The following is a 24,874-nucleotide window of genomic DNA, read 5'->3' on the forward strand; positions in this document are numbered from 1 at the left end:
TCTTGCGGGAGTAGCCCGGTGATCCGGCAAACCGATTTTTTCCTGGAAGGCGACCGCCGGGGTGTCCTCCTGATCCACGGCCTGACCGGCACGCCGATGGAAATGCGTCTGCTCGGCAAAGGCCTGAACCATGCCGGCTTCACGGTCCACGGCATGCAGCTGGCGGGCCATTGCGGCACGACCAACGACCTCCTGGCGACAGGTTGGCGCGACTGGTACGCAAGCGTCGAGAAAGCCGCCGATGCCCTGCGCGACAAGGTCGACCACCTCTTCGTGGGCGGTCTTTCGATGGGTGCCCTGCTCGCCCTGAAGCTCGCGGCCGACCGTCCCGGGCAGATCGCCGGGGTGGGTGTCTACGGTGCCACCTTCCGCTATGACGGGTGGAGCATCCCCTGGCAGGCACGGCTTTCGTTCCTTCTCCCCATGCTCAAGCGCTTCGGGTTCGCGCGCACGCGGAGTTTCGTCGAACAGCACCCCTACGGCCTGCGCGACGAACGCCTGCGCGAGCAGGTCAGCGCCGCCATGCGCAGCGGCGACAGCACCATCGCCGGCCTGCTCGGCAATCCCTGGCATTCGCTCGCCGACCTCCACCTGTTATCGGGCACGGTACGCCGCCAGCTCCCGAAGGTCGTCTCGCCCTGCCTCGTCGCCCATGCCAGCGACGACGACGTGGCGAGCGTGCGCAACGCCGAGATCGTCATGGAAAATATCAACGCGCCGGCGCAACTCCTCCTCCTGGACGACAGCTACCACATGATCACGATCGACCGGCAGCGACGGATGCTGATCGATCACTCGGTGCGCTTCTTCGACGCCATCGTCCCCCCGGGAAGCCCGCCCACGCCGACGGAACCCGCGCCATGGAGCCGCTGACCCTCGCGCTATGGGCCGCCAATCTCCTGCTCGACACGGTCGGGCAACTCGCCTTCAAGACCGCCGCCTGCGATCCCGACGCCGGCGACGGCGCGGCGCGCTGGCGGCATATGGCCGTGCGCCCCTGGCTCTGGCTCGGCATCGGCTGTTACAGCCTGGAATTCCTCGTCTGGATCGCCTTCCTCTCGCTCGTGCCGCTATCGAAGGGCGTGTTGCTCGGCTCGATCAACATCGTGGCGGTGATGTTGGCGGGGCGCATGTTGTTCGGCGAAAAACTCACGCCGCTGCGCCTCGTCGGCGCAGGACTGGTCGCCATCGGCGTGGCCATCGTGGGAGTGGGTGGATGAAGCGCTTTTACCTGATCGGTTTCCTGCTGCTGATGAGCTTCGACACGCTGGCCCAGCTGTCCTTCAAGCTGGCCGGCGAACACGCCCTGCCCCTTTCGGCCGACCTGGGCTGGCTGCTGCGTGTGTTCGGGCAACCCTGGATCTACGGCGCGCTGACCGGATACCTCGGCGCGTTCTTCACATGGATCAGCCTTCTGAAGCACGCTCCCATCGGACCGGCGTTTGCCGCGTCGCACCTGGAGGTGGTCAGCGTGATGCTGCTGTCGGTCTGGTTGCTGCACGAGCCGCTGACGGCGACGAGGATCGTCGGCGCCGTGGCGATCGTCGCCGGCATCGTGTGCCTCGGCCTGGCCGAACGCGGCATGCACGCGGCCCGGCCTGCCGCGGTGGGATGAGTACCATGCGCCGCCGCTTTCACGAGATTCCCCCGTCGGCGGGCCTGCCCCTGCGCGCCACCGACTTGCTGCCGAGGCGCGGCGACTTACCCGGCTTGCTCGCCGGACAACTCGGCATTCCGGTGCCGCTGCTGACGTCGTCCGGCACGGCCGCGCTGCTGATCGCCCTGGCCACGCTGAAGGAGCGGGCACCGGATCGCCGTGTCGTCGTCGTGCCGGCCTATACCTGCCCGCTGGTCGCCATCGCGGTGCATACCCTCGGTCTCGGCCTGCGTCTTTGCGATACCCGACCCGGGCATTTCGACATGGACCCCGAGGCCCTTGCACGTGCCTGCACCGCCGACACGCTAGCCGTCATTCCGACGCACCTGGGCGGGCTCGTGGCGGACACCGCGTGGGCCTGTACCGTGGCGCATGCAAAGGGAGCGTGGGTCATCGAGGATGCTGCCCAGGCGCTGGGCGCGCAGGATCGCGGACAAAGCGTCGGACTGCGTGGCGACATCGGATTCTTCAGCCTCGCGGCGGGCAAGGGACTCTCCATCTACGAGGGCGGACTGCTGGTCGCAAGCGATCCGTCGTTGCGCATGGCCTTGCACCGGACCCACGACGCGCTGGTGCCGCGTCATCCGGGGTGGGAACTACGCCGCTGCGTTGAATTGCTTGGACTGGCGGCGTTGTATCGTCCCCTCGGCCTTGGCCTCGCCTATGGCCATCCGCTGCGGCGCCATCTTCGCCGGGGCGATGCGGTGGCGGCGGTGGGCGACGCCTTCGGGCCCAAGATCCCGTTGCACCGTGTGGGCCGCTGGCGACAGGGGGTGGGAACCCGCGCGGCGGCGCGCTGGCCGGCCTTCCTGGCGCGACGCCGCGCACAGGCCCTCGCGAGGGTTGCCCGGCTGCAACGCATCGACGCCGTCGATGTGCTCGTTCCGCGCGCCGACAGCGAAGCCAGCTGGCCGCTCCTGCTCCTCCACCTGCCGAGCGAGGCGAGCCGCGACGCGGTGCTTGCCCGCCTCTGGACCGGTGGCGTCGGGGTCAGCCGGTTGTTCGTGCACGCCCTGGGCGATTACGCCTACCTGGAAGACCGCGTACCCCAGGTCGCCACGCCCAACGCGCGCGAGTTCGCGAGCCGCACGCTGACGATCACGAACAGTCCATGGCTCGACGACGACCTGTTCGAAAACATCGCGAGCGAAATCGCCGGCGCATTGAGGACACCCTGATCGCTAACCGGGTTCGACGCGGCGGGCGATGGCTTCGAGAAGGATCGCGTTCAGCGCGTGTTGGCGGGCCTGGCACGATGGCAGGTCGGAGGGATCGATGGCCGGCTGGGCGTCGATGGACGATAGCCAACGCTTCCACCAGCGGCGATAGCGGTACGACGACACCTCGCCGGTGATGTCGCTGCCCACCAGGCCACCGCGCAGGCTTCCGATGATCGCCAGCGCATGCCCGATGCGCAGCCAGCCCTGGTCCCAGTTGGTCGTGACCACTTCCGGCGCGAAGACATCCTTGTCGATCGACAGGTAGGTTGCCTCCAGGCGATGCTCCTGCCACGCGCAGAAGGCCTGGACCAGCTCGTCGGCTGTATCGAAATCGCGAAACGCGTCGCGCAAACCGGTGCGCCTGGCCCAGGACACGTCGACACCGATACTCCAGTAGGTCAACCGGCCGAGCTTCAACGGCGTGGCATAGTTCTCCCACGCATGCTCGCGATCGATATCCGACGAACCGATGCCGACGACATGCACGTGACTGACCTGCGGCAGCGCAGCGACCCGGCGTACCCACGAACCGCAATGCACGCCGAACGGAAAGCGCATATTGTCCGGATGATTGTCGAGAACCACCACCTGGAACAGCTTCCGCTCGGATACGCGGGCGATCAGGGGCCAGCTCAGATGGTGGAAATCGCCGCTGCCCAGCATGACGGTCGCCCTCTCGTCCGGGAGCAGGCCATCCAGCAGCCGCCCGAAACGCCGCAGCGTGCGCACCGCACAGCCGAAGCGAAGCGCCTCCTGCCACTCGCCCAGCGGCAGGACGTGGGCACCGGCAAGGCGACCTACGGACCGGTCGATGTCGAGCACGACAGGCGCCGTCATCGGGATACCCCCTGCTCGCCGTCACTCACCGGCGGCGCCTCGAACCGATGCGCGATCCGGCGAAACGCAGCGCGCAGCCAGGGATGGCGCAAGTAGACCGCGTGCCGCGTGCGGGACAGGCGCGCGCCGAGTTGTCGCTTGACCTCGGGGTCGGTCCAACCGGCAACGAAATGGCTGAAACCGCGTTGGCGCGCGTATTCCAGGTTATGCATCCAGCTGACCGCGTACAGGTTGTGATCGCGGGCTTCCGGATAGGCGAAACCGATGTATTTGTCGACGAGCATGCCCCCGAACGCGTAGCAGAGGTTCCAGCCGATGAGCTGGCCATCCGCGCGGTAAAGGAAGACCACGCCGTCGCTTTCCTTGTCCCGCAGCACCGACGCGAAGAATGCCCTATCCAGGAAATCGAACCGTACCTCGCTCTGCGCATGCACGTTTCGATACAGCGAATAACACTCGTCGAGCAGGGACTCGCACGCGAATACCTCGCTGCCGGCAGGTAGTTCCTCCACGTCGAGAAGCGCGCGGGAGCGCAGCTTCCGCCGGATATTCTTCCGCCGTCCCGCCGACAGACGGCCAAGATAGTCGTCGATCGAGGTGAAATCGAGCGGGACCCAGGCGAGGTCCATGCCGTCGAGCAAGACGAACCCGCGGGCGACCAGCGCCTCGGCAAAGGCGGCGGCATGGACGTTGGCCGCTTCGTCGAGCAAGGGCGAGGCGTCCGGCAGGTCCTTGACGATGAACAGGGCGCATTCCCGGCCGTACACGGCGAGGAGTTCGTCGGCCAGCGTCGAAGGGGCGACGGTGGATGGCAGCGGCGCGTACTCGGTGACGGTGCAGCCGGCGAACCGGGTGCGCCAGCGCAGAAGGGGCCCCCACATCCGGTACAGGGGCAGTGCGGCGATGCGCTTGCGCAGTGGCTCGTCCGCCGTCGTCAGGAGATCGAACGGCGTGACGAAGGTCGGCATGCCTGACGGCGATCGCTCCGCGCTGAAGCCGGCGGGCGGATGCCGGAGAAAATGTTCCACCAGCGCTTCAGGTTCCAGCGCGGTGGACACCGGGACGGAGGCACGCATTACGCGCGCTTCAGGGCAAGGACAGCGTTCAGTCCACCAAAGGCGAACGAATTGCTGAGCGCGGCGCGCACATGCTTTTTCCGGGCCGTGTTCGGCACATAGTCCAGATCGCAGGCGGGATCGGCTTCGTCCAGGTTGGCGGTAGGCGGCACCGTGTCTTCCCTGAGGGCGCCCAGCACGGCGATAAGTTCCAGCGCACCGGATGCGCCCAAGGCATGGCCATGCATCGATTTGGTCGACGAGACCATGAGTTTCCGGGCATGCCCGCCGAATGCCCGGTGGATGGCCTGGGTTTCGCTGGGATCGTTTGCCCGCGTGCCCGTGCCATGCGCGTTGATGTAATCGACGTCGGCGGCGGAGAGGTCGGCATCTTCCAGCGCTTGCGCCATGGCCGCGGCGGCACCGGCGGGATCCGGCGCCGCGATGTCGCCCGCGTCCGCCGTCATGCCCACGCCGGCCAGCTCCGCGAGCGTCACGGCACCTCGCGCCTGCGCGTGTTCCATGGCTTCGAGCACGAACACGCCCGCGCCCTCTCCCAGGACCAACCCGCGACGGTTGCTGCTGAACGGTCGGCAGGTTTCGTCGGACAGGACGCGCATCGCCTCCCAGGCACGCAGCCCGCTCAAGGTGAAACAGGCTTCGGTGCCACCGGCGATCGCGACATCGGCCAGGCCTGCGCGGATCAGGAGCGCCGCCTGCGCGAGCGCGTGATTGGACGAGGCACATGCGCCGACCACGCCGAAGGCCGGCCCGCGCAAGCCGTACGCCATGCTGATCTGGCAGGCGGGCGCGTTGGGCATCATCCGCACGATCGTCAGCGGATGCATGCGCACCGAGCCTTCCGCGTAGATGCGCCGGGATTGCTCGTCGCGCGTACCCTCGCCACCGACGCCGGTACCGATCACCACGGCAGTGCGTCGACCCAGGTCGTTCGCCGTGAAGTCGAGACCCGCCTGGGTAATGGCCTCGCGTGCCGCCAGCAGCGCGAACTGCGACGTGCGGTCGAGCAGGGGCAGGACATTCTCGGCGAACTGGCAGGACGGGTCGAAACTTTCCGGCACCTGTGCCGCCATTTTGATCCGCACCTGCGCGGAGGCCGGATGCCGCAGCGGCCCGATCGCACCGATACCGTCCCGCAAGCCTTGCCATAAGGGATCGGCACCTTCGCCATAAGGGCTGACGGCCCCCATGCCCGTGATGGCCACGCGCCGACGTTGCGGGTTCAAGCGGCGGCCCCCGTTTCGCCCGGGCGGTTGGCCAAGGCCTGCTCTACGGCATCGATGAGGTGTTGCACGGTATCGGTGTTGAAATCCGCGGAATCCTCGGGGAAGGTGATATCGAAGTGCTCCTCGAGGTCGAAGATCAATTCGATGGCGTCCAGCGAAGCGATGCCCAGGCTCTTGAGCGTCGCCTCGGGATGCAAGGCCGCGGGCTCCAGGTTCACCTGTCTGGCAATGACCGCGACGATCCGGTCGCGGATCGGTTCATCGATTGGCACGGCGTTCATGGCATTCCTCCTTCGCGCTGGGCATGCCTGCTCAGCGACGCTTTGCGCGAGTCAGCAACTGGTCCAGCAAGACAATGGCGAGGTCGATCTCCTCGTACGTGATGTCCAGCGAAGGCGCCAGGGTGATGACGTTCTTGTACCAACCGCCCACGTCCAGGACGAGGCCGATTTTCTTGCCCTTGTGTTCGAGCTCGCCCGCCAGGCCGATATCGACCATGCGATCGAGCAACGCCTTGTTCGGCGTGAAACCGTCCTCCGTGCAGATTTCCGCACGCAATGCCAGGCCGAGACCATCGACGTCGCCGATTTCCTTGTGCCGCTTCTGGAGATCGCGCAGGCCTTCGAGGAAATACGCCCCCTTGGCCGGGACGCTGGTCTCGTAGTCGAGTTCGTACCCCATCCGGATCACTTCGAGCCCGAGGGCCGTGCCCAGGGGATTCGAGTTGAAGGTCGAGTGCGTGGAGCCCGGCGGGAACACCGTCGGATTGATCAGCTCCTCCCGCGCCCACAGGCCGGAAAGCGGGTTGAGACCGTTGGTCAGCGCCTTGCCGAACACCAGTACGTCGGGGGTGACGCCGAAGTGTTCGATCGACCAGAGCTTGCCGGTACGCCAGAAACCCATCTGGATCTCGTCGACGACCATGAGGATGCCGTACTGATCGAGCACCTTCTTGAGATCGCGGAAGAAGTTGGGTGGCGGGATCACATAGCCGCCGGTCCCCTGGATCGGTTCCACGTAGAAGGCGGCGTATTCGGCCTGGCCGACCTTGGGATCCCACACACCGTTGTATTCGGTCTCGAACAGGCGCGCGAACTGGCGGACGCAGGCATCGGAGTATTCCTCCGGTGTCATGCCCTTCGGACGGCGGAACGGATACGGGAACGGAATGAACATCGCGCGTTCGCCGAAGTGGCCGAAACGGCGGCGATAGCGATAGCTGGAGGTGATCGACGACGCACCCAGCGTACGGCCGTGGTAGCCGCCTTCAAAGGCGAACATCAGGCTCTTGCCGTTGCTGGCGTTGCGGACGAGCTTCAGCGAATCCTCGATCGCCTGCGCCCCGCCCACATTGAAGTGAACGCGCCCCTTGCGGCCGAACTTCCCCTCCACGTCGAGGGCGATGGTCTTGGCCAGCTCGATGCGGCTCTGGTGCAGGTACTGGCTGGCGACCTGCGGCAGTTCGTCGATCTGGTGCTTGAGGACACCGTTGAGGCGGCGATTGCCATAACCGAAGTTGACCGCGGAATACCACATCTGCAGGTCGAGGAAAGGCACCTCGGCACTGTCGAACATCCAGCTGCCTTCGCAGCGACGGAAAATCTTAGGCGGATCGACGTAATGGACGGTATCGCCGAACGAGCTGTAGCGTGCCTCGTCGGCGAGGAGTTGCGCGTCGTCGATCCTTAGCGCCGTGTGTTTTTCGAGTAGCGTCATGGTCGTTCGTCCTGCGTCAGACAGGAGCGTCCTGGGGTTGGGGGAAAGTCGTCAGCTCGGGCAGGCGGCCTTCGAGCAGGGCTGGCAGGAATGCGAGCGCATCCTCGAAGCCGGTGATCGGGATGTAGGGAATACCCGCGGCGCGGCAATGCTCGATCAGCCGGTGCTTGGCGAAAACGAGATCGACGCGGTCGGCCACGCAAAAGTCCGACGCGCCATCGCCGATGAGCAGGGTTTTCCGGGTACCGTCCCCGTGGCTGCGGTCGGCGCAGGCGCACTTGCAGGTGCCACTGGCGCAGCCCGCCGCCTGGAATCGCGAGACCAGGCGCCAGCGGTTCGGTGCGGCGCCGGGCGCCAGGTGATTCGCCGATATGGGGAGGTCGTACATCTCGTGGCGGCCGAGAATGCTGCGGATCGCATAATCCAGCCCGTCGCTCACCACGTGGATGGGCACGCCCAGTTCGCGTGCCTTCGCCACGAAATCCGGAAATGCATGATCGATGCGGACCTCGGCCAGGTGCGCGTCGAGTTCCCCGGCGCTCATCTCCAGCAGTGCCACCTGGCCGCTCATGCAGGCGCGCGACCCGATGAGCCCTTCCCGCCAGTCCCGCTCCAACCGTTCCCAACCGGGCCGGCCGTATCGGTCCAACAGGGAATCCATCACGTCCTCGACGGAAATCGTGCCGTCGAAGTCGCAAAGGATGTTCCATTCGTGCGGGATCATGACGGGCCACCGTTATCGGATTGGCCCTGACACTAACCTTGGGTGCTTTCCCTTTCCTTTCCGTAAACCCACGAGAAGCTTAGGCTTTAGGTGGCCCTGTCCGACCCGCTGAACTCAACCGAGGACACAACTGTCGTCTTAGCTTCCCGGGCCGACCTGCGCCTAGGTGCAGGATGATCGAAACCACCTGGCAATCCTCGCCGTCGCCGTTTCTACAAGATGGGCCAGGCCGACGCCCGCCAGGTGAAGCAACACGACTAGAACGATTGCTGCTGCAAGCTCCTGATTGAGCACATCGGAGTCGTTGGATAACGTGCCGCCGCGCGCTTCATAAATGATTTCACCGGCCAGATGGGTGCCCATAACGGAGACGATCCACCAGCATGTCCAGCCAACGGTGGCATATAGGCGGCCCTTCCATAAGTTCCAGACGCTTGCGCGGTGCTCGGACTTGGGCTTCAGACGCACCATGGCTATCCATGCAATGGCGTGAAGAACAAGCACCGCGTAGAGGGATGTAAACCATATAGCCAGATTTTCGCGTGCGTCATGCGACGTCAAACCCATCAATGCCTCCAGGCGGCCGTACAGGGCTGGAGGAAAGGCCAGAACAAAATCCTCATCGAGACGAATCCAAGCCATACTGTAGAGAAACGTCGCGACGGCGAGCCATGACGCCCAGCCGATCATCCGCCTCAAGGCAATCACGAGACGACCACCGTGCCATATGCCATAAGCCCGGTGAGGTTCGAGTTTGGAGCATCCTTGGAGCATGCATTTTTCCTTTTCTTTGCATCGGACTGCGAATGTCCGACCCTTGTTGATCAGGGCTAACGCGCCACGCCAACGGTATGAGGTTTCGGCGCATCCTCATATAGGGAAATTCTGAAAATTCGCGTGATTACCTCGAAGCACCTGCATCCGCAGAACGGGCGCTTTGCTCGCCTATCGCCGCACCTCAATTTGCGGAGAGGTGTGTCAGGCGAATGCGATGGCGCAAGCCGAGCTTGCAAGATGCGGCGAAGCCGCTTGGACGTGGGCCTGCGCTAGCAGGGCAACCGATTGCGTAGCGCGCGACGTATCCTCAAACGCGTAAGTCGCTGGGCCCCTGCCTTCGCAGGGGCGACGAACAAAAAAGGTTCATCGCGGAAGTCCGGGGACGCATGCCGCATGCATCGGTTCATTCGCCAAGGCGAATGCATGTAGCCAGCGGCTGGCGCCGCCGCTGCTCGGGCGGTAGGGCCAGAGCCTTCGGTGTCCACCCTCGCTGCTCAGACAGGTCCTCCGCGTTCGTATCGGTGGGGCCGCTTGCGCGGCCCGTTTACCTATCTGGCCTTCGGCCGCTCACTTGTGCGGAACTCGCCTCGAGGGTGGACACCGAAGACTCCCCCGATACATGAGGTGCGTGTCCGGAGAGCAGCACCGCACAAGCCGGCAGCCGCTGCTCATGCGACAGCATCGCATCGCCTCGGTCCGGTAGCGCCGGTCAGGCCTTTCGTGACGCCGGGCCACCCCTTGTCGGGCATCTTTCGCCTGAAGCCGTGCGCGTGCAGGCCACCGTCTCGAACGCCCGCCGCTCTCCCCTCACGCGCCCGCGCCGCCCGGGAGGGTCCTTGGTGTCCGCCCTCGAGGCGAGTTCCGCACAAGTGAGCGGCCGCAGGCCAATAAGTACATGGGCCGCGTCAGCGGCCTTCCTTTACGAACGCGGAGGACCTGTCTGAGCAGCGAGGGTGGGCACCAAGGGCCCATGCCAAGCGCTAAGGTGCGTAGCGCTTTGGCGACTCGATGCTCGTGAACGCCGGGACGAGCTCGGGGAAACCACAACCGTCGAGCCGAAACATCTGTTGCCCCCGGTAATCCGTGAAGAACCATAAAAAAGCCGCGACCCGAAGGCCGCGGCTTCTTCGATACAGCTGCTTGCGAGGCTTACTTCATCAGGCCCGCGAGCGTCTTGCCGAGGTCGGCCGGGGACTTGACCGTGGTCACGCCCGCCTTCTCGAGCGCGGCGAACTTCGCCGCCGCCGTGCCCTTGCCGCCGGAGATGATGGCGCCGGCATGGCCCATGCGCTTGCCCGGAGGAGCCGAGGCACCGGCGATGAACGACACCACCGGCTTCTTCACGTACTGGCCGATGAATTCGGCCGCGTCTTCCTCGGCGCTGCCGCCGATCTCGCCGACCATGATGATGCCTTCGGTCTGCGGATCGTCCTGGAACAGCTTCAGGCAGTCGATGAAGTTGAGGCCGTTGATCGGATCGCCGCCGATGCCGATGCAGGTGGACTGGCCGAGGCCCTCGTTCGTGGTCTGGAACACGGCTTCATAGGTAAGCGTGCCCGAGCGCGAAACGATGCCGACCTTGCCCGGCTTGTGGATGTGGCCCGGCATGATGCCGATCTTGCACTCGCCCGGGGTGATGACACCGGGGCAGTTCGGGCCGACGAGCACGACGTCCGGGTGCGACTTCAGCACGTTCTTCACGCGCATCATGTCGAGCACGGGGATGCCCTCGGTGATCGCCACGATGACCTTGATGCCACCGTCGATGGCTTCGAGGATCGAATCGGCCGCGAACGGAGGCGGCACGAAGATCACCGACGCATCCGCGCCGGTCTGGTCGACGGCGTCGCGCACGGTGTTGAAGACCGGCAGGCCGATGTGTTCGGAACCGCCCTTGCCCGGGGTCACGCCACCGACGATCTTGGTGCCGTAGTCGATGGCCTGTTCGGCGTGGAAGGTGCCCTGCTGTCCGGTGAAGCCCTGGACGAGGACCTTGGTGTTCTTGTTGATCAGGACGCTCATGTTGCTTTCGCTCCTCAGGCCGCGGCGGCCACGGCCTTCTGGGCCGCATCGTTGAGATCGTCGGCCGGCGTGATCGCCAGGCCCGAGTTGGCCAGCAGTTCGCGGCCCTTCTCGACATTGGTGCCCTGCAGGCGCACGACCACCGGAATCTTCAGGCCCACTTCCTTCACGGCCGCGATGATGCCTTCGGCAATCAGGTCGCAACGCACGATGCCGCCGAAGATGTTGACCAGGATGGCCTTCACCTTGTCGGAGGAGAGGATGAGCTTGAACGCCTCGGTGACGCGCTCCTTCGTGGCGCCGCCGCCGACGTCGAGGAAGTTGGCCGGCTCGCCGCCCGCCAGCTTGATCACATCCATGGTGGCCATCGCGAGGCCGGCACCGTTGACCATGCAGCCGATCGTGCCGTCCATCGTGACGTAATTGAGATTGTGCTGGACCGCGGCCGCTTCGGCGGCGTCTTCCTGCGTCAGGTCGCGCATGGCGGCGAGGTCCGGATGACGGAACTCGGCGTTGTCGTCGGAATTCACCTTGCCGTCGAGGGCGGCGAGGTTGCCGTCGGCGAGGATCGCCAGCGGGTTCAGCTCGACCAGCGCGAGATCCTTCTCGTTGAACAGCTTGTACAGGCCCATCATGATCTTGACGAGCTGGTTCACCTGCTTCGGATTCAGGTCCATCTTGAACCCGAGGTCGCGGCACTGGTACGGCTGCAGGCCTTCGACGTAATCCACCACGATCGTGTGGATGTCTTCCGGCGTGTCGTGGGCCACCTGTTCGATGTCCACGCCGCCGTGCTTGGAGGCGATGAACGAAATCGACTTGGTGTCGCGATCGGTGAGGATCGACAGGTACAGTTCCTTCGCGATGTCGGTCGCGTCGGTGACCAGGACCAGGTTCACCGGCAGCGCGCGGCCGGCGGACTGGTAGGTTTCCATGTTCGTGCCGAGCATGCCCTTGGCAGCGGCGCGGACATCGTCCAGGCTACGGCAGAACTTGACGCCGCCGGCCTTGCCGCGGCCGCCCGCATGGATCTGGGCCTTCACCATCCACTGCGTGCCGCCAAGGTGCTTGGCGGCATCGACGGCGGCGTCGGGAGAGTTGGCAATCTTGCCCGGCGGCACGGCAATGCCGTACTTGGCGAACAGTTCTTTAGCCTGGTACTCGTGGAAATTCATTCGATACCTCGAGCGAACGGGAGAAAACGTGTGAAAGCGCGCCGGCCGTGAGGCCCGCACGGGGAGGGGGGATCGATTGCGAGGCATTTCACGCAATACGGCCGCGTATTTTCCCGGAAGGCGCCCCGGATGGAAAGGGGCGCCAAGACATTCGCCCGCGGATGGCGGCCCCGGACCGGCTTGCCGCCACTGCCCGGCCCCCTATACTGGGGCCTCATCTCGGGCCCGGGGGCCCCTCGGCGGAGAAGTATCCAGGTGTCCACGCCCGCGTCGACCATCGCCGCCCGAGCGAGCGCGAATCAGGCTACGTCGCGCCACGAACTCTTCTTTTTCAACTACTTCCGACTGGGCCAGGCGGCGGTCTACACCGCGCTGGCGTTCCGCCCGGAGCATATGAACTGGCCGGCGCTGCCGGAGCCCGTCATCGCCCGGGTCTTCGCCCTCGCCTACCTGCTGGCCGCCCTCGTGATGGTGGCGCGCACCCGGCATACCCTGCACCGGCCGGTGCTGATCGTCTCCATCGGGCTCACGCTGGACATCGCCGCGGCCATGCTGGCCCTGGTGCTGATGCACGACGTGCGCATGGGGGTGGCCATGATGCTGGCCGTGAACATCGCCACGGGCGCGCTCCTGCTGCCCTTCCGGATATCGATGTTCTTCGCCGCACTGGCCACGCTGGGGATGCTGGGGCACTCGGTGTTCGACCTCACGGAAGCCGATCCCTCCGACCGGGAGTTTGCCGAATACGGCCTGTTCGGCGCGGCCTACTTCGCCTGCGCCTCGCTCTGCTACGTGCTGGGTCGGAACATCCGCGCCTCGGAGGCCCTGGCCGAGCAGCGCGGCATCGACCTGGCGAACCTCTCCCAGGTGAACGAGCTCATCATCCGGCGCATGAAAACCGGCGTGCTGCTGGTGGACGAGGGCAACCGCATCCACCAGCTCAACGAATCGGCCTGGATGCTCATGGGCAATCCCTCGGCCGACCAGCGCGACCTGGGCAGCCTCGCGCCCGAGCTGTCGCGACGCCTCTATCACTGGCGCGCATCCGGCAAGCTGGACGAAAGCGCCACCATGCTGGCCGACGGCACCCCCGAAGTGGTGCCCCGCTTCACGCGCCTGGCGCCGAACGACGACTCCCATGTGCTCATCTTCCTCGACGACACCTCGCTGGTGTCGCGTCGCGCGGAGGAACTGACGCTGAGTTCGCTGGGCCGGCTGTCCGCGTCCATCGCCCACGAGATCCGCAATCCTCTCGCCGCGATCCACTATTCGGCGCAGCTGCTGGCCGAATCCACGGACATGAACGATACCGACCTGCGCATGGTCGAGATCATCAACAACCATTGCTCGCGGCTCAACGAGATCATCGAAAACATCCTGCAGCTGTCGCGCCGCGAACGTTCGCGGCCGGAAACCCTCGACCTGGGCCAATGGGTACACCATTTCGTGACCGAGTACCGCCAGGGCAACGACCTCGGCTCGGACATCCTCCGCGCCGTCTCCGGCAGCGAACCGGTGGCCGCCGTGGCCGATCCCCAGCACCTCCAGCAGGTGATCTGGAACCTCGTGCAGAACGCCCTGCGCTACGGCCGCCTGCCCGGCGAGCCGGCGCGCGTGATGCTGGTCGCGAGGCATTCGGAGGCGGGCATTCCCATCCTCGAGGTGATCGATCGCGGCCCTGGCATTCCGCCGAAGGTGGCCGCGCAGATCTTCGAACCCTTCTTCACCACGCACGAATACGGCACGGGACTCGGCCTTTACCTCGCCCGGCAGATGGCGGAAGCGAACCAGGCCGCCCTCGAATACGTGCGTGTGGCGGGCGGCGGCAGCTGCTTCCGGATCAGCCTGACCCCGCCGGCGCGTACCGCCGCGGCGGCACCCGTGGCGGTCCGCGCGTGACGGGCGCCCTTTGCGTATCCCTCCCGGGCGGTTACATTTGGACTATTCACCGAAACATTCGGACCCAATGAGCAAGCAGACCGTACTGGTCATCGACGACGAGCGGGACATCCGCGAGTTGCTGACCATCACTCTCGGTCGAATGGAACTCGACGTCGACGCCGTGGGGAGCGTCAGCGAAGCGCGGAGCGCACTGGCCGCCCGGCGCTACGACCTGTGCTTCACCGACATGCGGCTTCCCGACGGCAGTGGCCAGGAGATCATCGAACTGATCGCCGCGAGCTATCCGGACATGCCGGTGGCGATGATCACGGCGTACGGCAACGTCGACGCCGCGGTGAACGCGCTCAAGGCGGGTGCCTTCGACTTCGTTTCCAAGCCGGTGGATATCCATCTCCTCCGCCGCCTCGTCCGCACCGCGCTGCGCCTCTCCGAGGAGCGCAAGGCCGAAGCCGGCAGCAAGACCGCCCCCGGCGCGGATCGCCTCATCGGCGATTCTCCCGCCATGACCGACGTGCGCGGCAAGATCGCCAAGCTGGCCCGCAACCAGGCCCCGGTGTACATCGCCGGCGAATCCGGCGTGGGCAAGGAGCTGGTCGCGCGCCTCATCCACGAGATGGGCCCACGTTCCGCCGGCGCTTTCGTGCCGGTGAACTGCGGCGCCATCCCGTCCGAATTGATGGAAAGCGAGTTCTTCGGCCACCGCAAGGGCAGCTTCACCGGCGCGCACGCCGACAAGGAAGGTCTGTTCCAGGCGGCACAGGGCGGCACGCTGTTCCTCGACGAGGTCGCCGAGCTGCCGCTGCACATGCAGGTGAAGCTGCTGCGCGCCATCCAGGAAAAAGCCGTGCGCCCGATCGGCGGCCGCGATGAGATTCCGGTGGACGTGCGCATCCTATCGGCCACGCACAAGAACCTTGCCGCGCTGGTCGAGCAGGGCCTGTTCCGCCAGGACCTGTTCTACCGCATCAACGTGATTGAATTGCGGGTGCCGCCGCTGCGCGAGCGCCGCGGCGACGTGCCTCGCCTCGCCGACTTCATCCTGCGCCAGCTGGCCACCGAATCCGGCGGCTCGACCGGGCGATTGAAGCCCGAAGCCCTGGCCGCGCTGGAGGCCTACCACTTCCCGGGCAACGTGCGCGAACTGGAGAACATCCTCGAACGCGCGATGGCGATGTGCGAAGGGGACACCATCGAGGCCGACGACCTGATGTTGCCGCAACGCAGCGCGGCGCCGGCCACCGCCACCGAGACCGAGGCGGCACCCGCCGCCATCGCCAATGCGACGGTGCGTGGCGTAGCCGCCGCGGACGGTTCGCTCGAGGATTACATTTCGAACATCGAGCGCGACACGATCATCAAGGCACTGGAAGAGTCGCGGTACAACAAGACGGCGACGGCGAAGAAGCTGGGGATTACGTTCCGTGCGCTGCGGTACAAGCTGAAAAAGCTAGGGATCGACTAAGCCATCCACCTTGTCATTCCTGCGAAAGCAGGAGTGCAGCGCCTCACCACCTGATTGAGGACCGAGTCCCTGGGTCCCTGCCTTCGCAGGGACGACGAGAGGTGAAACGCGACGTCAACGCGGAAAAATGCCTGTGAACTAGGCGCTGGCATCCAGCGCCTCGCGCACCTTCCGCAACAAACCCCTCGACTGGACCGGCTTCTCGATCACATACAGGTGATCCAGTTGCGGCAACTCGTCGAAGTTCGGCGGAGCATCCGGCCGGGCCAGCAGCAGCACCGCGCCGGTGTAACCATGCTCGAGCAACGCGGCGAGCGTGCGCACGCCGGTGAAGAGGTTCATGTCGGCATCCATGACCACGAGATCCGGCACGCCGTGCGCCTCGATCCATTGCAGTGCGGCCGTGCCGCTCTGGCTCGCGCCCGCCTGGTAACCGTAAGCATCGAGGGTATCCACCAGCAAGGAGAGCTGTACCGCTTCTTCGACCACGACGAGCACGCGCTCGGCCTCGCCCTGCAGGCTCGCATCCATCGCCTGCGGATCGGGATGGTCGGCGTCCTCCGTGCGCAGGGGCAAGTAGAGATGGAATGCCGTGCCTTCTCCCGCCTGGCTGCGCACGCGCATGAGACCGCCATGGCTGGCGACGATCCGCTTGCACGAAAGCAGGCCAAGTCCCGTTCCCGCTGCCTTCGTGGTGAAGAACGGCTCGAACAGGCGCTGCAATACATCGGGCGTCATGCCCTCGCCGGAGTCGATGACCGAAAGGCGCAGGTACCGCCCCGGCGAAGCCGGCTCGACGTCGACGAAGAAATCCTCCGGCAGGCTCACCACGTCGGTTTCGATCCGCAGCGTGCCGCCATCCGGCATGGCCTGGATGGCATTGAGGCAGAGGTTGAGCAGGCACTGCTGCAACTCGGTGTGGTTGCCCTCGAAGGCGACCTCGGGATCGAAGATGTCCACCTCCATCTTCACCGTGCGCGGCACGCTCCCCTGCAACAGCAGGTTCAGCGCCTCGATCAGCGCACCAAGCTTCACCTGCTCCGCCCGTCGCGCGCCGCGCGCGAACGAGAGCATGGACGAGACCATTTCCAGGCCGCGGCGGCCACAATCGCGCACGAGCGTGCCGAGCCGCGCCAGGCGCGGGTCGTCGGCATAGTCTTCGAGCGTATCGCCCGCGAGCAGCAGCGGCTGCAGCAGGTTGCGCAGGTCGTGGCTCAGGCCGCCCGCCAGCAGGGCAAGGCTTTCGAAGCGCTGCGCGCGGATCAGCTCGGACTCGGCGCGCTTGCGCGCGCGCTGCTCCTCGGCTTCGCGCAACGCCCTGCGCACCGCGCTCGCGAGACGCGCGGTGTTGTGCTTGAGGATGTAATCGGTGGCGCCGTTGCGCAACGCCTCGATGGCGGCTTCCTCGCCAAGCGTCGCCGAGACGAAGATGAACGGGATGTCCGAGGAACGCTCGCGCAGGATCTGCAACGCCCGTTCGCCGCTGAAGACCGGGAGGCTGAGGTCGGACAGCACGATATCGGGCTGGAAGTCCTCGAGCGCGGCGACGTACGCTTCTTCGTGGTCCACCAGCCGCACGTCGAACGCGATGCCGTCCTCTTCGAGTTCACCCAGCACCAGTTCCGCGTCGAATGCGTTGTCCTCCACCTGGAGGACGCGAACCTTCTGGGACGGCACGCTCATGTCAGTCATGGTCCGGTCTCGCGCCTCAATCCCCTTCAGGACGCTGGTTGAGCACGGCCCAGAAGTGACCGAGCGTCTGCACCGCGGTGAAGAATTGCTGTACGTCCACGGGCTTGAGGACATAGGCGTTGACGCCGAGGTCCCAGCTGCGCGCAAGGTCGCTCTCCTCGCGCGACGACGAGAGGATGACCACCGGCAGGCGTTTCCAGCGATCCTCGGTACGCAGCTGCGTCAGTACCTCGAGGCCATCCATGCGTGGCATCTTGATGTCGAGCAGGATCACCGCCGGATCGCCCTCGGGGCGGTCGGCGAAGGCGCCGCGACGGTGCAGCCAGTCGAGGCAGTCCACGCCGTCTTCGAGATGCACGATGGGATTGGCCAGCTTGGCCTCGCGCAGGGCGTCGATGGCCATCTCCGCATCGGCCATGGAGTCTTCGACAAGGAGGATCGTGCGCAGGTCGCGCTTGTTCATGTGTCACCCGCTCTGGCGCCCGGAACGTCCGAGGCCGGTAAAGAGAAATGGAAGGTGGCGCCGACACCGGTTTCGCCCTCGGCCCAGGTACGCCCTCCATGGCGCGCGATGATGCGTCTCACGTTGGCAAGGCCGATGCCGTTGCCCGGGAATTCGGAGGCGCGATGCAGGCGCTGGAACACGCCGAACAGTTTGCCCGCGTATTGCATGTCGAAGCCCGCGCCGTTGTCGCGCACGCTGAACTCGTAGTCGCCCGCCGGCAGGCGGTTCACGCTCACCTCGATGGTCGCGACCTCGCGGTTGCCCGTGTACTTCACCGCGTTGCCGAGAAGGTTCTGCCACACGGTCCGCAGCATGTTCTCGTCGCCCACCACGATGGGCATGGGCGCGATCTTCCAGTCGATGCGGCGGTCGCGCGTGTCGGTTTCCACCAGCGCGCGTGCTTCCTCCACCAGCGACTGCATGTCCACCGGTTGCAGGCGCAGCGCGCCGCGGCCGAGACGGGAGAACACGAGAAGGTCGTCGATCAGCTGCGCCATGCGCCGCGACGAACTGCTGATGACGTCGATGTAATGGCGCGCGCGATCGTCGGCCTGGTCGCCCAGCTGCGTCTCGAGTTTGCCGGCAAAGCCGGAGATATGCCGCAGCGGTGCGCGCAGGTCGTGCGACACCGAATAGCTGAAGGCCTCCAGTTCGCGGTTCACGTCCGAGATCTGTTCGACCTTGCCTTCCAGCTGGCGGTTCAGCTCGGAGACCTTCTGCTCGACCAGCGCGCGGGCGGTGATGTCGCTCACCGTCAGCAGCAGGGCCGGGTCGTCGCTGTCGGGCTGCTCGATACGCCGGGCATTGATGACCACGAAGCGGTCGATGCCGTCGACCGTGCGCTGGGTGAGCTCGTAATCCCACAGCTCGCGATCGCGCATGATCACGTCGGTGAGGCGCTGCAGGAGCGCCGTGTCGGTCCAGGCGCCCTCGCCGATCTGGTCGAGGGGCAGCTTGCGGTCCCGCTCGGGATCGAAACCGTAGAGCTCGGCAAAGGCGGTGTTGACCAGCAGGGTGCGCAACTGCCGGTCGAGCATCGCGATCGGCTCGCGTACGGCCTGCACGATGAGCTGGGAGCGCATCACCGCGTCGGCCACGCGCGACTCGGCGGCGAGGCGGATGGCGATCTGCCGCTCGGATACGACGACCACGATGCCGAGCAGCGCGATCTGGGCCAGCGCCGCCACGAGCAGCACGAGGCGGTTGTTGCTCGCAAGCTTGCGGGCGTCGTCGCGGCGCGTGGCGAGCAGGCCGGTTTCCTCGGCCAGCACCGCATCGATCTGCTCGCGGACGGGAAAGAGCTGGCGGGCATCTTCCATCGAGGCCAGGGCGCCGTCGCGATCGCCGGCCTGCAGGCGCTGCAGTGCCTGGTCGGTCAGCGCCATGCGGCCGCTGGCGATGGATTCGAGCGCGCCGATGCGGGCGACCTGCTCGGGATTGTCCCGGGTCATCTCGCGCAGCCCGGCGACGATGCCCGGCACCACCTTGCGCGGCATCCGCGCGCGCGTTTCCAGCGCGGCGTTGTCGGGCGCACCGGCCAGGCGCGCATATACCGCGGCCTCGCTGTTGCGCAAGGTTTCGGCCAGTTCGTAGACACTCGCCTTCACCATCGCGGTATGGGTGACCCAGTCGCGCGAATTGAGCGCCTCCTCGGAACTCGAGCGCGTGACGATGTACGGCAGCGCGACGATCACGAGTACGGCGGCGAGCAGCCCCACGAGCCGCCAGCGCAGTCCGATGCGTTCGATCATGCCTCCGTCATCCCCACGACGAATCCTGCCAAGGAAAGGCCTTCATTGTACGCACGGGATGGCTGGCTGGTGGGATCTCATGGCACGCCTGTCGATATACGAGGACGGGTGCGCCCCTTCTCCCCCGCTAGCTGGGAGAAAGAAAGGGCGCACCCGTCCGGATAGAGGCGTGCTTAATGCCGAAACGGCCGTGAAGGCGTCGTGACGGCAAGCATCTCTTAACGCGCCGGGTCGCTCATGGAATACGGCTGGGCGCCGGGCGCGCTGCCCCAATCCTTCGCCGGCGTCTCCTGCATCGAGAAATGCAGCTCGCCGCCGGCCACGATTTCCTCGTGGCGGATGAAGGTGCGGTCCAGCGGCTTGCCGTTGAGCGTGACCTTGCCGACGTACGGGTGCTTGGCATCCAGATGGTCCGCGGACACCGTGAACTGCTTGCCACCCGCCAGCTTGAGCGTGGCCTTCTCGACGAAGGGCCGGCCGATCACGTACTGGTTGCTGCCCGGCGCCACCGGGTAGAAACCCAGCGAGGTGAAGATGTACCAGGCCGACATCTGGCCGAGGTCGTCGTTGCCGACCAGGCCCGTGGGCGTGGGCGTGTACTGCGTCTGCATGATCTTGACCAGGCGCTCCTGGGTCTTCCAGGGCTGGCCGGCATAGTCGTAAAGGTAGGCCACCTGGTGGCTCGGCTCGTTACCGTGCGCATACCAGCCGATGAGGCCGGTGATGTCCTCCACGTGGGCGAACGACTTCGGGTCCACCTTGGCGTCGAACACCTGGTCGAGCTTCTTCACGAACGCGTCCTTGCCGCCGAGCGCTTCCATGAGGCCGGCCACGTCCTGCGGCACGTACCAGGAGTACTGCCACGCGTTGCCTTCGGTGTAGTCGGTACCGTAACCGGCCGACGAGGGATCGAACGGCTCGCGGTAGCTGCCGTCGCTCTTGCGGGCGCGGAGGAAGCCGGTCTTCGTGTCGAAGCTGTTCTTCCAGTTCCCGGCGCGCTTCATGAAGGTGGCGGCCACATCGTCCTTGCCCATGGCCTTGGCCATCTGCGCCAGCGACCAGTCGTCGAAGGCATATTCGACCGTCTTGGAGGCGGCCTCCGGCTGGCGGTCGATCGGCACGTAGCCGAGCTTCATGTAGTCGTCGAGGCCGCCGTAGGGGCCATAGGTGGCGCTGGAGACCATGGCCTTCAGCGCGGCATCGGCGTCGTAGCCGCGGATACCCTTCATATAGGCGTCGGCGATCACCGGCACCGCGTGGTAGCCGATCATGCACCACGTCTCCATGCCCTGGTACGCCCACACCGGGAGGATGCCAAACGGGCTGGCCTGCTGCGCGGCGATCAGCGAGCTGACGAAGTCGTTGCTCTTCGCCGGTTCGAGCAGGGTCATGAGGGGCTGCTGGGCGCGGTACACGTCCCACAGCGACCACGTGGAATAGAAGTCGAAGCCCTTCGCCGTGTGCACCTGGTTGTCGGGACCGCGGTATTGCCCGTTCACGTCCATCGACAGGCCCGGCGCGATCATGGCGTGGTACAGCGCCGTGTAGAACGTCTTGCGGGTTCCCGCGGGCGCCTGGACGTCCACGGTGGAAAGCGCCTTCTCCCAGGCCTCGCGAGCCTCGGCCCGGCGGGCGTCGAAGTCGAAACCGGCCCCGTCCTTGTCCAGGTTGGCCACGGCGTTGTCCTCGCTTACCGAGGACACGGCCACCTTGACGACCAGCGGCTTGGCCAGGTCGCCGAAGTCGAACACACCCTCAAGGGCCCGGCCGCTGATGGCGTCGACGTCCTCGGCACGGTTGCCCGGGCCGGCGAAGCCCCGGTAGGGAACGGCCGTTTCGCGGTTCTTGAGGCTCCGCGAGGTCAGCGGCTGGTTGAAGCGCATGGCGAAATACAGCTGGCGGCCCGGCGCCCAGCCGCGCGTGGTGCGGCCGCCGGTGACCGTCCCGTCCGCCCTCACGCGCAGCGAGGACCACAACACCTTGCCGTCGTAGTCGTAGATGCTGGGACGCAGGTCGAGCAGCAGGTGGGCCGGCTTGCCCTTGGGGAAGGTGTAACGATGCCAGCCCACGCGGGCCCCGGCGGTCAGCTCGGCGCGCACGCCGTAGTCGGCCAGCGTGACGGCGTAGTACCCTGCCTCCGCTTTCTCGCTCTTGTGGTCGAACCGCGAGCGATAGCCGCTACCGGGCTGGTCAGGGGAACCGGGGTCCAGCTTCACATCGCCGGCGATGGGCATGACGAGTACGTCGCCCAGGTCGGAATGGCCGCTGCCGGAGAAGTGAGTATGGGAGAAGCCCAGGATGCTGGAATCGCCGTACTGGTAGCCGGCAGCCCATTTGTATGCGTGCTTGAAGTCGGGCATCGCCGTGTCCGGCGACAGCTGGATCATGCCGAACGGCACCGTGGCGCCGGGGAAGGTGTGACCGTCGCCGCCCGTCCCGATCATCGGGTCCACCGCCGCGAAGGCGCTCTCGGCCTTTCCGGCGGCGGCCACAGGGGCCAGGGCCGGAAGGGCCAGGGTCAGCGTGGCGGCCAGCAGGCCCCGGCGCAGGCGGGTGGTTCTCGACATCATGGATACCCCAGGTAATTTGGATCGTGACAAACGCGTCGAACGTAGCAAAGATAGCGCAACCGCGCATGTTGCAGTGCGTGATGCATCCCTAAGCCCCCCGCGCGATGATCGCCGGGTTTAGATCGTTTGAAGGAGTTCCGATGTCGAGGAATACCCCGCAGCGCCGCAAGGTCACGCTCGCCGATATCGCACAGGGCTGCGACGTCTCCCGGGCGACCGTGTCGCTGGTGCTGCGAGGCAGCCCGCTGGTGAACTCCGCCACCCGGGCGCGGGTGGAGGCCGAACTGAAGCGCCAGGGCTACGTGTACAACCGGGCCGCGGCGAACCTGCGCCGGCGCACCTCATCCAGCATCGGCCTGGTCATCAACGACCTGGGCAACCCCTTCTTCGCGGAATTCGCGGCCGGCGCGGACGAGGCCCTGGCCAGCGCCGGTTACGTCACCCTGCTGGGCAATACCGGGGAATCCCCGGTGCGCCAGCAGGCGGTGCTGAATTCCCTCATCGAGCACGGCCCCGCCGGCATCATCCTGTCCCCCGCCGAAGGCAGCGAGGGCGACCAGGTGCTCGCGGCGGTGGGCATGCACACGCCCCTGCTCGTCTTCAACCGCGAACTGCCCGACGAGGAAGGCGCCCATCGGTGGGACACGCTCGAGATGGACAACGAGCACGGCGCCCGCCTCGCTACGGAACATCTCATCAGTCTCGGCCACCAGCGCATCGCCTTCTTCGGTGGCCACCGCGATTCCAGCTCGGTGGAACAACGCCGCCGCGGCTATGCGGGCGCGATGCGCGACGCCGGCCTGAAGGTCGATCCAGCCTGGCTTATCGAGAGTGCGCCGACGCGTCTCGAAGCGGCGCGCCAGACCGGCGCGCTGTTCGCGCGCGATCCGGCGCCCACGGCGGCGGTTTGCTACAACGACGCCGTCGCGCTGGGGCTTATGCTTGGCCTGACGAAGCGAGGCCGTCGTCCGGGCGAGGATTTCGCCCTGACCGGCTTCGACGATGTCGCCGAAGCCTCGGTGTGTGTGCCGCCCCTGACCACCATCGCGGTCGATCCGCGTGGGCTGGGACGGCGCAGCGCCGAACTCATCCTCGAAAGACTTGGCAATCCCGAGACGGAAGCTGCCTATACGATTGCGCCGGTCCGGCTGGTCGTACGCGAAAGCAGCTGCCCACCGTCCTCCCCCTGAACCCGATAATGGAGCGCCCCATGGCCACCGGTTACACGCCATCGCCCACCTCGCCGTCCGCCGCGACACCTGGCGACAGCCGATACACCTACTTCCCGCTCGCGCTCGGCGTGATGTCGACGATCTTCTTCATGTGGGGCTTCCTGACCTGCCTGAACGACATCCTCATTCCGCACCTGAAAGCGGTGTTCGAACTGAACTACGCCCAGGCCCTGCTCATCCAGTTCACCTTCTTCGGCGCGTATTTCATCATGTCGCTTCCGGCGGGCCGGCTGGTGGCCAGGCTGGGCTACAAGAAGGGCATCGTCGCCGGTCTCATCATCGCCGGCATCGGTGCCGCGCTGTTTTGGCCCGCCGCGGGCATGCGCGTCTACGCGTTCTTCCTGGGCGCCCTGTTCATCCTGGCTACCGGCATTACCGTGTTGCAGGTGGCGGCCAACGCCTACGTGGCGCTGCTCGGCCCCGAGAAGACCAGCTCCAGCCGACTCACCCTCGCCCAGGCGCTGAACTCCTTCGGCACCTTCCTCGCCCCATTCTTCGGCGGTTTCCTGATCCTCTCCAGCGAGGTGAAGAGCAGCGCCGACATCGCGAAGATGAGCGCCGCCGAACAGATCGCCTACCGCGCCCACGAGGCCGGCACGGTGCAGGGTCCGTACATCGGCCTGGCCGTGGTGCTGGTGCTGTTGGCCGTCGGCGTCTACCTGTTCAACCTGCCCGCCCTCGAGGAGACCACCGAGAAGGCGGACGAGGACCACCACTCGCTGATGGATGCGCTGAAGACGCCGCACGTTTTCTTCGGCGTGCTCGCCATCTTCTTCTACGTGGGTGGCGAGGTCGCCATCGGCAGCTTCATGATCAACTACCTGGAATTGCCGGAAATCGGCAACATGTCCGGCGCGGTGGCCGCCAGCCACGTGGCCTTCTACTGGGGCGGCGCGATGGTCGGCCGGTTCATCGGCTCCGCGCTGCTGGCGAGGTTCTCGCCGCGCCTGCTGCTGGCCGTGTTCGCCGTGATCAACGGCGTGCTCGTGGTCACCACGATGTCCACCACCGGCACGGTCGCGGTGTACAGCATCGTCGCCATCGGCCTGTTCAACTCGATCATGTTCCCGACGATCTTCTCGCTCGGCATCGAGCGCATGGGTCCGCTCACCGGCAAGGCGTCCAGCCTGCTGATCATGGCCATCGTCGGTGGCGCGCTGATTCCCTGGATCCAGGGCGTCATCGCCGACCAGATCGGCCTGCAGCATGCCTTCTTCATTCCGCTGATCTGCTACGCGTACATCGTGTTCTACGGTCTGAGCGGTTCGAAGGTGCGCAACGTGCCGGTCGCCGCGCGCTGATCGCTTCCATCGAGGGCCGGCCTGCCGGC

General features: G+C 66.0%; 21 protein-coding genes. 8 read left to right on the top strand and 13 right to left on the bottom strand.

All coding sequences use genetic code 11. The annotated features are described in order from the left end of the window. Positions 1-18: 18 nt before the first annotated feature. Genes HBF32_RS16965 through HBF32_RS16980 form a run of 4 tightly spaced genes read left to right on the top strand, consistent with a single transcriptional unit; the run spans position 19 to position 2,835 of the window. Complete coding sequence (locus tag HBF32_RS16965) at positions 19-873, top strand: alpha/beta fold hydrolase (protein ID WP_166700962.1); 855 nt, start codon at positions 19-21, stop codon at positions 871-873. Beyond that, positions 861-1,220: an EamA family transporter gene (locus tag HBF32_RS16970; RefSeq protein WP_166700963.1), complete on the top strand. Its 360-nt coding sequence runs from the start codon at positions 861-863 to the stop codon at positions 1,218-1,220. Before HBF32_RS16965 ends, HBF32_RS16970 begins: the two co-directional genes overlap by 13 nt. Continuing rightward, positions 1,217-1,615, top strand: a complete 399-nt coding sequence (locus HBF32_RS16975; protein WP_166700964.1) for a DMT family transporter — start codon at positions 1,217-1,219, stop codon at positions 1,613-1,615. Before HBF32_RS16970 ends, HBF32_RS16975 begins: the two co-directional genes overlap by 4 nt. Before the next feature lie 5 nt (positions 1,616-1,620). Further along, complete coding sequence (locus tag HBF32_RS16980) at positions 1,621-2,835, top strand: DegT/DnrJ/EryC1/StrS family aminotransferase (protein ID WP_240148018.1); 1,215 nt, start codon at positions 1,621-1,623, stop codon at positions 2,833-2,835. A 3-nt stretch (positions 2,836-2,838) separates the two neighbouring features. Here the strand turns inward: HBF32_RS16980 and HBF32_RS16985 are convergent, their stop codons facing one another. From HBF32_RS16985 to sucC, 9 genes are all read right to left on the bottom strand, one after another. Continuing rightward, the gene (locus HBF32_RS16985; RefSeq protein WP_166700966.1) at positions 2,839-3,714 is read right to left on the bottom strand and encodes an arginase family protein; all 876 of its coding nucleotides are present in this window, start codon (positions 3,712-3,714) and stop codon (positions 2,839-2,841) included. Then, complete coding sequence (locus HBF32_RS16990) at positions 3,711-4,790, bottom strand: GNAT family N-acetyltransferase (protein ID WP_166700967.1); 1,080 nt, start codon at positions 4,788-4,790, stop codon at positions 3,711-3,713. Before HBF32_RS16990 ends, HBF32_RS16985 begins: the two co-directional genes overlap by 4 nt. Next, positions 4,790-6,016: a beta-ketoacyl-[acyl-carrier-protein] synthase family protein gene (locus HBF32_RS16995; RefSeq protein ID WP_166700968.1), complete on the bottom strand. Its 1,227-nt coding sequence runs from the start codon at positions 6,014-6,016 to the stop codon at positions 4,790-4,792. The genes HBF32_RS16990 and HBF32_RS16995 overlap by 1 nt, the downstream gene beginning before the upstream one ends. Continuing rightward, positions 6,013-6,297, bottom strand: a complete 285-nt coding sequence (locus HBF32_RS17000) for an acyl carrier protein (protein WP_193570522.1) — start codon at positions 6,295-6,297, stop codon at positions 6,013-6,015. The genes HBF32_RS16995 and HBF32_RS17000 overlap by 4 nt, the downstream gene beginning before the upstream one ends. 31 nt (positions 6,298-6,328) lie before the next feature. Further along, positions 6,329-7,732, bottom strand: a complete 1,404-nt coding sequence (locus HBF32_RS17005; protein ID WP_166700969.1) for an aspartate aminotransferase family protein — start codon at positions 7,730-7,732, stop codon at positions 6,329-6,331. A 16-nt stretch (positions 7,733-7,748) separates the two neighbouring features. After that, positions 7,749-8,456 (bottom strand): MtnX-like HAD-IB family phosphatase, encoded by a 708-nt coding sequence (locus HBF32_RS17010; RefSeq protein WP_166700970.1) that lies wholly within the window; start codon positions 8,454-8,456, stop codon positions 7,749-7,751. A 162-nt stretch (positions 8,457-8,618) separates the two neighbouring features. Further along, positions 8,619-9,230 carry a hypothetical protein gene (locus HBF32_RS17015; protein WP_166700971.1) on the bottom strand — a complete coding sequence of 204 codons (612 nt, stop codon included), beginning with the start codon at positions 9,228-9,230 and terminating at the stop codon, positions 8,619-8,621. Positions 9,231-10,382: 1,152 nt separating this feature from the next. Continuing rightward, complete coding sequence (sucD, locus tag HBF32_RS17020; protein WP_166700972.1) at positions 10,383-11,255, bottom strand: succinate--CoA ligase subunit alpha; 873 nt, start codon at positions 11,253-11,255, stop codon at positions 10,383-10,385. 14 nt (positions 11,256-11,269) lie between these two features. Next, positions 11,270-12,430, bottom strand: a complete 1,161-nt coding sequence (gene sucC, locus HBF32_RS17025; protein ID WP_166700973.1) for an ADP-forming succinate--CoA ligase subunit beta — start codon at positions 12,428-12,430, stop codon at positions 11,270-11,272. 255 nt (positions 12,431-12,685) lie between these two features. Between sucC and HBF32_RS17030 the strand changes: the two genes are divergently transcribed. Together HBF32_RS17030 and HBF32_RS17035 are read left to right on the top strand one after the other, a co-directional pair. Beyond that, a complete protein-coding gene (locus tag HBF32_RS17030; RefSeq protein ID WP_338039824.1) occupies positions 12,686-14,329 on the top strand; it encodes a sensor histidine kinase in 1,644 nt (547 codons plus the stop codon). Positions 14,330-14,396: 67 nt separating this feature from the next. Further along, on the top strand, positions 14,397-15,794 hold the full coding sequence (locus HBF32_RS17035) for a sigma-54-dependent transcriptional regulator (RefSeq protein WP_166700975.1): 1,398 nt from the start codon (positions 14,397-14,399) through the stop codon (positions 15,792-15,794). Positions 15,795-15,932: 138 nt separating this feature from the next. On the opposite strand, the gene HBF32_RS17040 is transcribed toward HBF32_RS17035, so the two are convergent. The 4 genes from HBF32_RS17040 to HBF32_RS17055 form a co-directional block, all read right to left on the bottom strand. Next, the gene (locus HBF32_RS17040; RefSeq protein WP_240148019.1) at positions 15,933-17,486 is read right to left on the bottom strand and encodes a hybrid sensor histidine kinase/response regulator; all 1,554 of its coding nucleotides are present in this window, start codon (positions 17,484-17,486) and stop codon (positions 15,933-15,935) included. 16 nt (positions 17,487-17,502) lie between these two features. Continuing rightward, positions 17,503-17,949 (bottom strand): response regulator, encoded by a 447-nt coding sequence (locus tag HBF32_RS17045; RefSeq protein ID WP_166700976.1) that lies wholly within the window; start codon positions 17,947-17,949, stop codon positions 17,503-17,505. Next, positions 17,946-19,742, bottom strand: coding sequence for an ATP-binding protein (locus HBF32_RS17050; RefSeq protein ID WP_166700977.1), 1,797 nt, complete (start codon positions 19,740-19,742; stop codon positions 17,946-17,948). Before HBF32_RS17050 ends, HBF32_RS17045 begins: the two co-directional genes overlap by 4 nt. Positions 19,743-19,960: 218 nt before the next feature. Further along, positions 19,961-22,309 (bottom strand): GH92 family glycosyl hydrolase, encoded by a 2,349-nt coding sequence (locus HBF32_RS17055; RefSeq protein WP_166700978.1) that lies wholly within the window; start codon positions 22,307-22,309, stop codon positions 19,961-19,963. Positions 22,310-22,452: 143 nt separating this feature from the next. Here HBF32_RS17055 and HBF32_RS17060 point away from each other — a divergent pair, with 143 nt between their 5' ends. Then, complete coding sequence (locus HBF32_RS17060) at positions 22,453-23,502, top strand: LacI family DNA-binding transcriptional regulator (RefSeq protein WP_166700979.1); 1,050 nt, start codon at positions 22,453-22,455, stop codon at positions 23,500-23,502. Between the two features lie 20 nt (positions 23,503-23,522). Then, on the top strand, positions 23,523-24,845 hold the full coding sequence (fucP, locus tag HBF32_RS17065) for an L-fucose:H+ symporter permease (protein ID WP_166700980.1): 1,323 nt from the start codon (positions 23,523-23,525) through the stop codon (positions 24,843-24,845). The last annotated feature ends 29 nt before the right edge of the window (positions 24,846-24,874 follow it).

The sequence above is a fragment of the Luteibacter yeojuensis genome (genome assembly GCF_011742875.1).
GTDB lineage: Bacteria > Pseudomonadota > Gammaproteobacteria > Xanthomonadales > Rhodanobacteraceae > Luteibacter > Luteibacter yeojuensis.

What these genes read in the sequence shown, in the direction of transcription:
- HBF32_RS17035 (WP_166700975.1), top strand. Translation starts at nt 14,397, where the DNA reads ATGAGCAAGCAGACCGTACTGGTCATCGACGACGAGCGGGACATCCGC.
- HBF32_RS17015 (WP_166700971.1), bottom strand. Translation starts at nt 9,230, where the DNA reads ATGCTCCAAGGATGCTCCAAACTCGAACCTCACCGGGCTTATGGCATA.
- HBF32_RS17055 (WP_166700978.1), bottom strand. Translation starts at nt 22,309, where the DNA reads ATGTCGAGAACCACCCGCCTGCGCCGGGGCCTGCTGGCCGCCACGCTG.
- HBF32_RS16970 (WP_166700963.1), top strand. Translation starts at nt 861, where the DNA reads ATGGAGCCGCTGACCCTCGCGCTATGGGCCGCCAATCTCCTGCTCGAC.
- HBF32_RS17010 (WP_166700970.1), bottom strand. Translation starts at nt 8,456, where the DNA reads ATGATCCCGCACGAATGGAACATCCTTTGCGACTTCGACGGCACGATT.
- HBF32_RS17045 (WP_166700976.1), bottom strand. Translation starts at nt 17,949, where the DNA reads ATGAACAAGCGCGACCTGCGCACGATCCTCCTTGTCGAAGACTCCATG.
- HBF32_RS17060 (WP_166700979.1), top strand. Translation starts at nt 22,453, where the DNA reads ATGTCGAGGAATACCCCGCAGCGCCGCAAGGTCACGCTCGCCGATATC.
- HBF32_RS17050 (WP_166700977.1), bottom strand. Translation starts at nt 19,742, where the DNA reads ATGATCGAACGCATCGGACTGCGCTGGCGGCTCGTGGGGCTGCTCGCC.
- HBF32_RS17005 (WP_166700969.1), bottom strand. Translation starts at nt 7,732, where the DNA reads ATGACGCTACTCGAAAAACACACGGCGCTAAGGATCGACGACGCGCAA.
- sucD (WP_166700972.1), bottom strand. Translation starts at nt 11,255, where the DNA reads ATGAGCGTCCTGATCAACAAGAACACCAAGGTCCTCGTCCAGGGCTTC.
- HBF32_RS16985 (WP_166700966.1), bottom strand. Translation starts at nt 3,714, where the DNA reads ATGACGGCGCCTGTCGTGCTCGACATCGACCGGTCCGTAGGTCGCCTT.
- HBF32_RS16980 (WP_240148018.1), top strand. Translation starts at nt 1,621, where the DNA reads ATGCGCCGCCGCTTTCACGAGATTCCCCCGTCGGCGGGCCTGCCCCTG.
- HBF32_RS16975 (WP_166700964.1), top strand. Translation starts at nt 1,217, where the DNA reads ATGAAGCGCTTTTACCTGATCGGTTTCCTGCTGCTGATGAGCTTCGAC.
- HBF32_RS16990 (WP_166700967.1), bottom strand. Translation starts at nt 4,790, where the DNA reads ATGCGTGCCTCCGTCCCGGTGTCCACCGCGCTGGAACCTGAAGCGCTG.
- HBF32_RS17040 (WP_240148019.1), bottom strand. Translation starts at nt 17,486, where the DNA reads ATGACTGACATGAGCGTGCCGTCCCAGAAGGTTCGCGTCCTCCAGGTG.
- fucP (WP_166700980.1), top strand. Translation starts at nt 23,523, where the DNA reads ATGGCCACCGGTTACACGCCATCGCCCACCTCGCCGTCCGCCGCGACA.
- sucC (WP_166700973.1), bottom strand. Translation starts at nt 12,430, where the DNA reads ATGAATTTCCACGAGTACCAGGCTAAAGAACTGTTCGCCAAGTACGGC.
- HBF32_RS17000 (WP_193570522.1), bottom strand. Translation starts at nt 6,297, where the DNA reads ATGAACGCCGTGCCAATCGATGAACCGATCCGCGACCGGATCGTCGCG.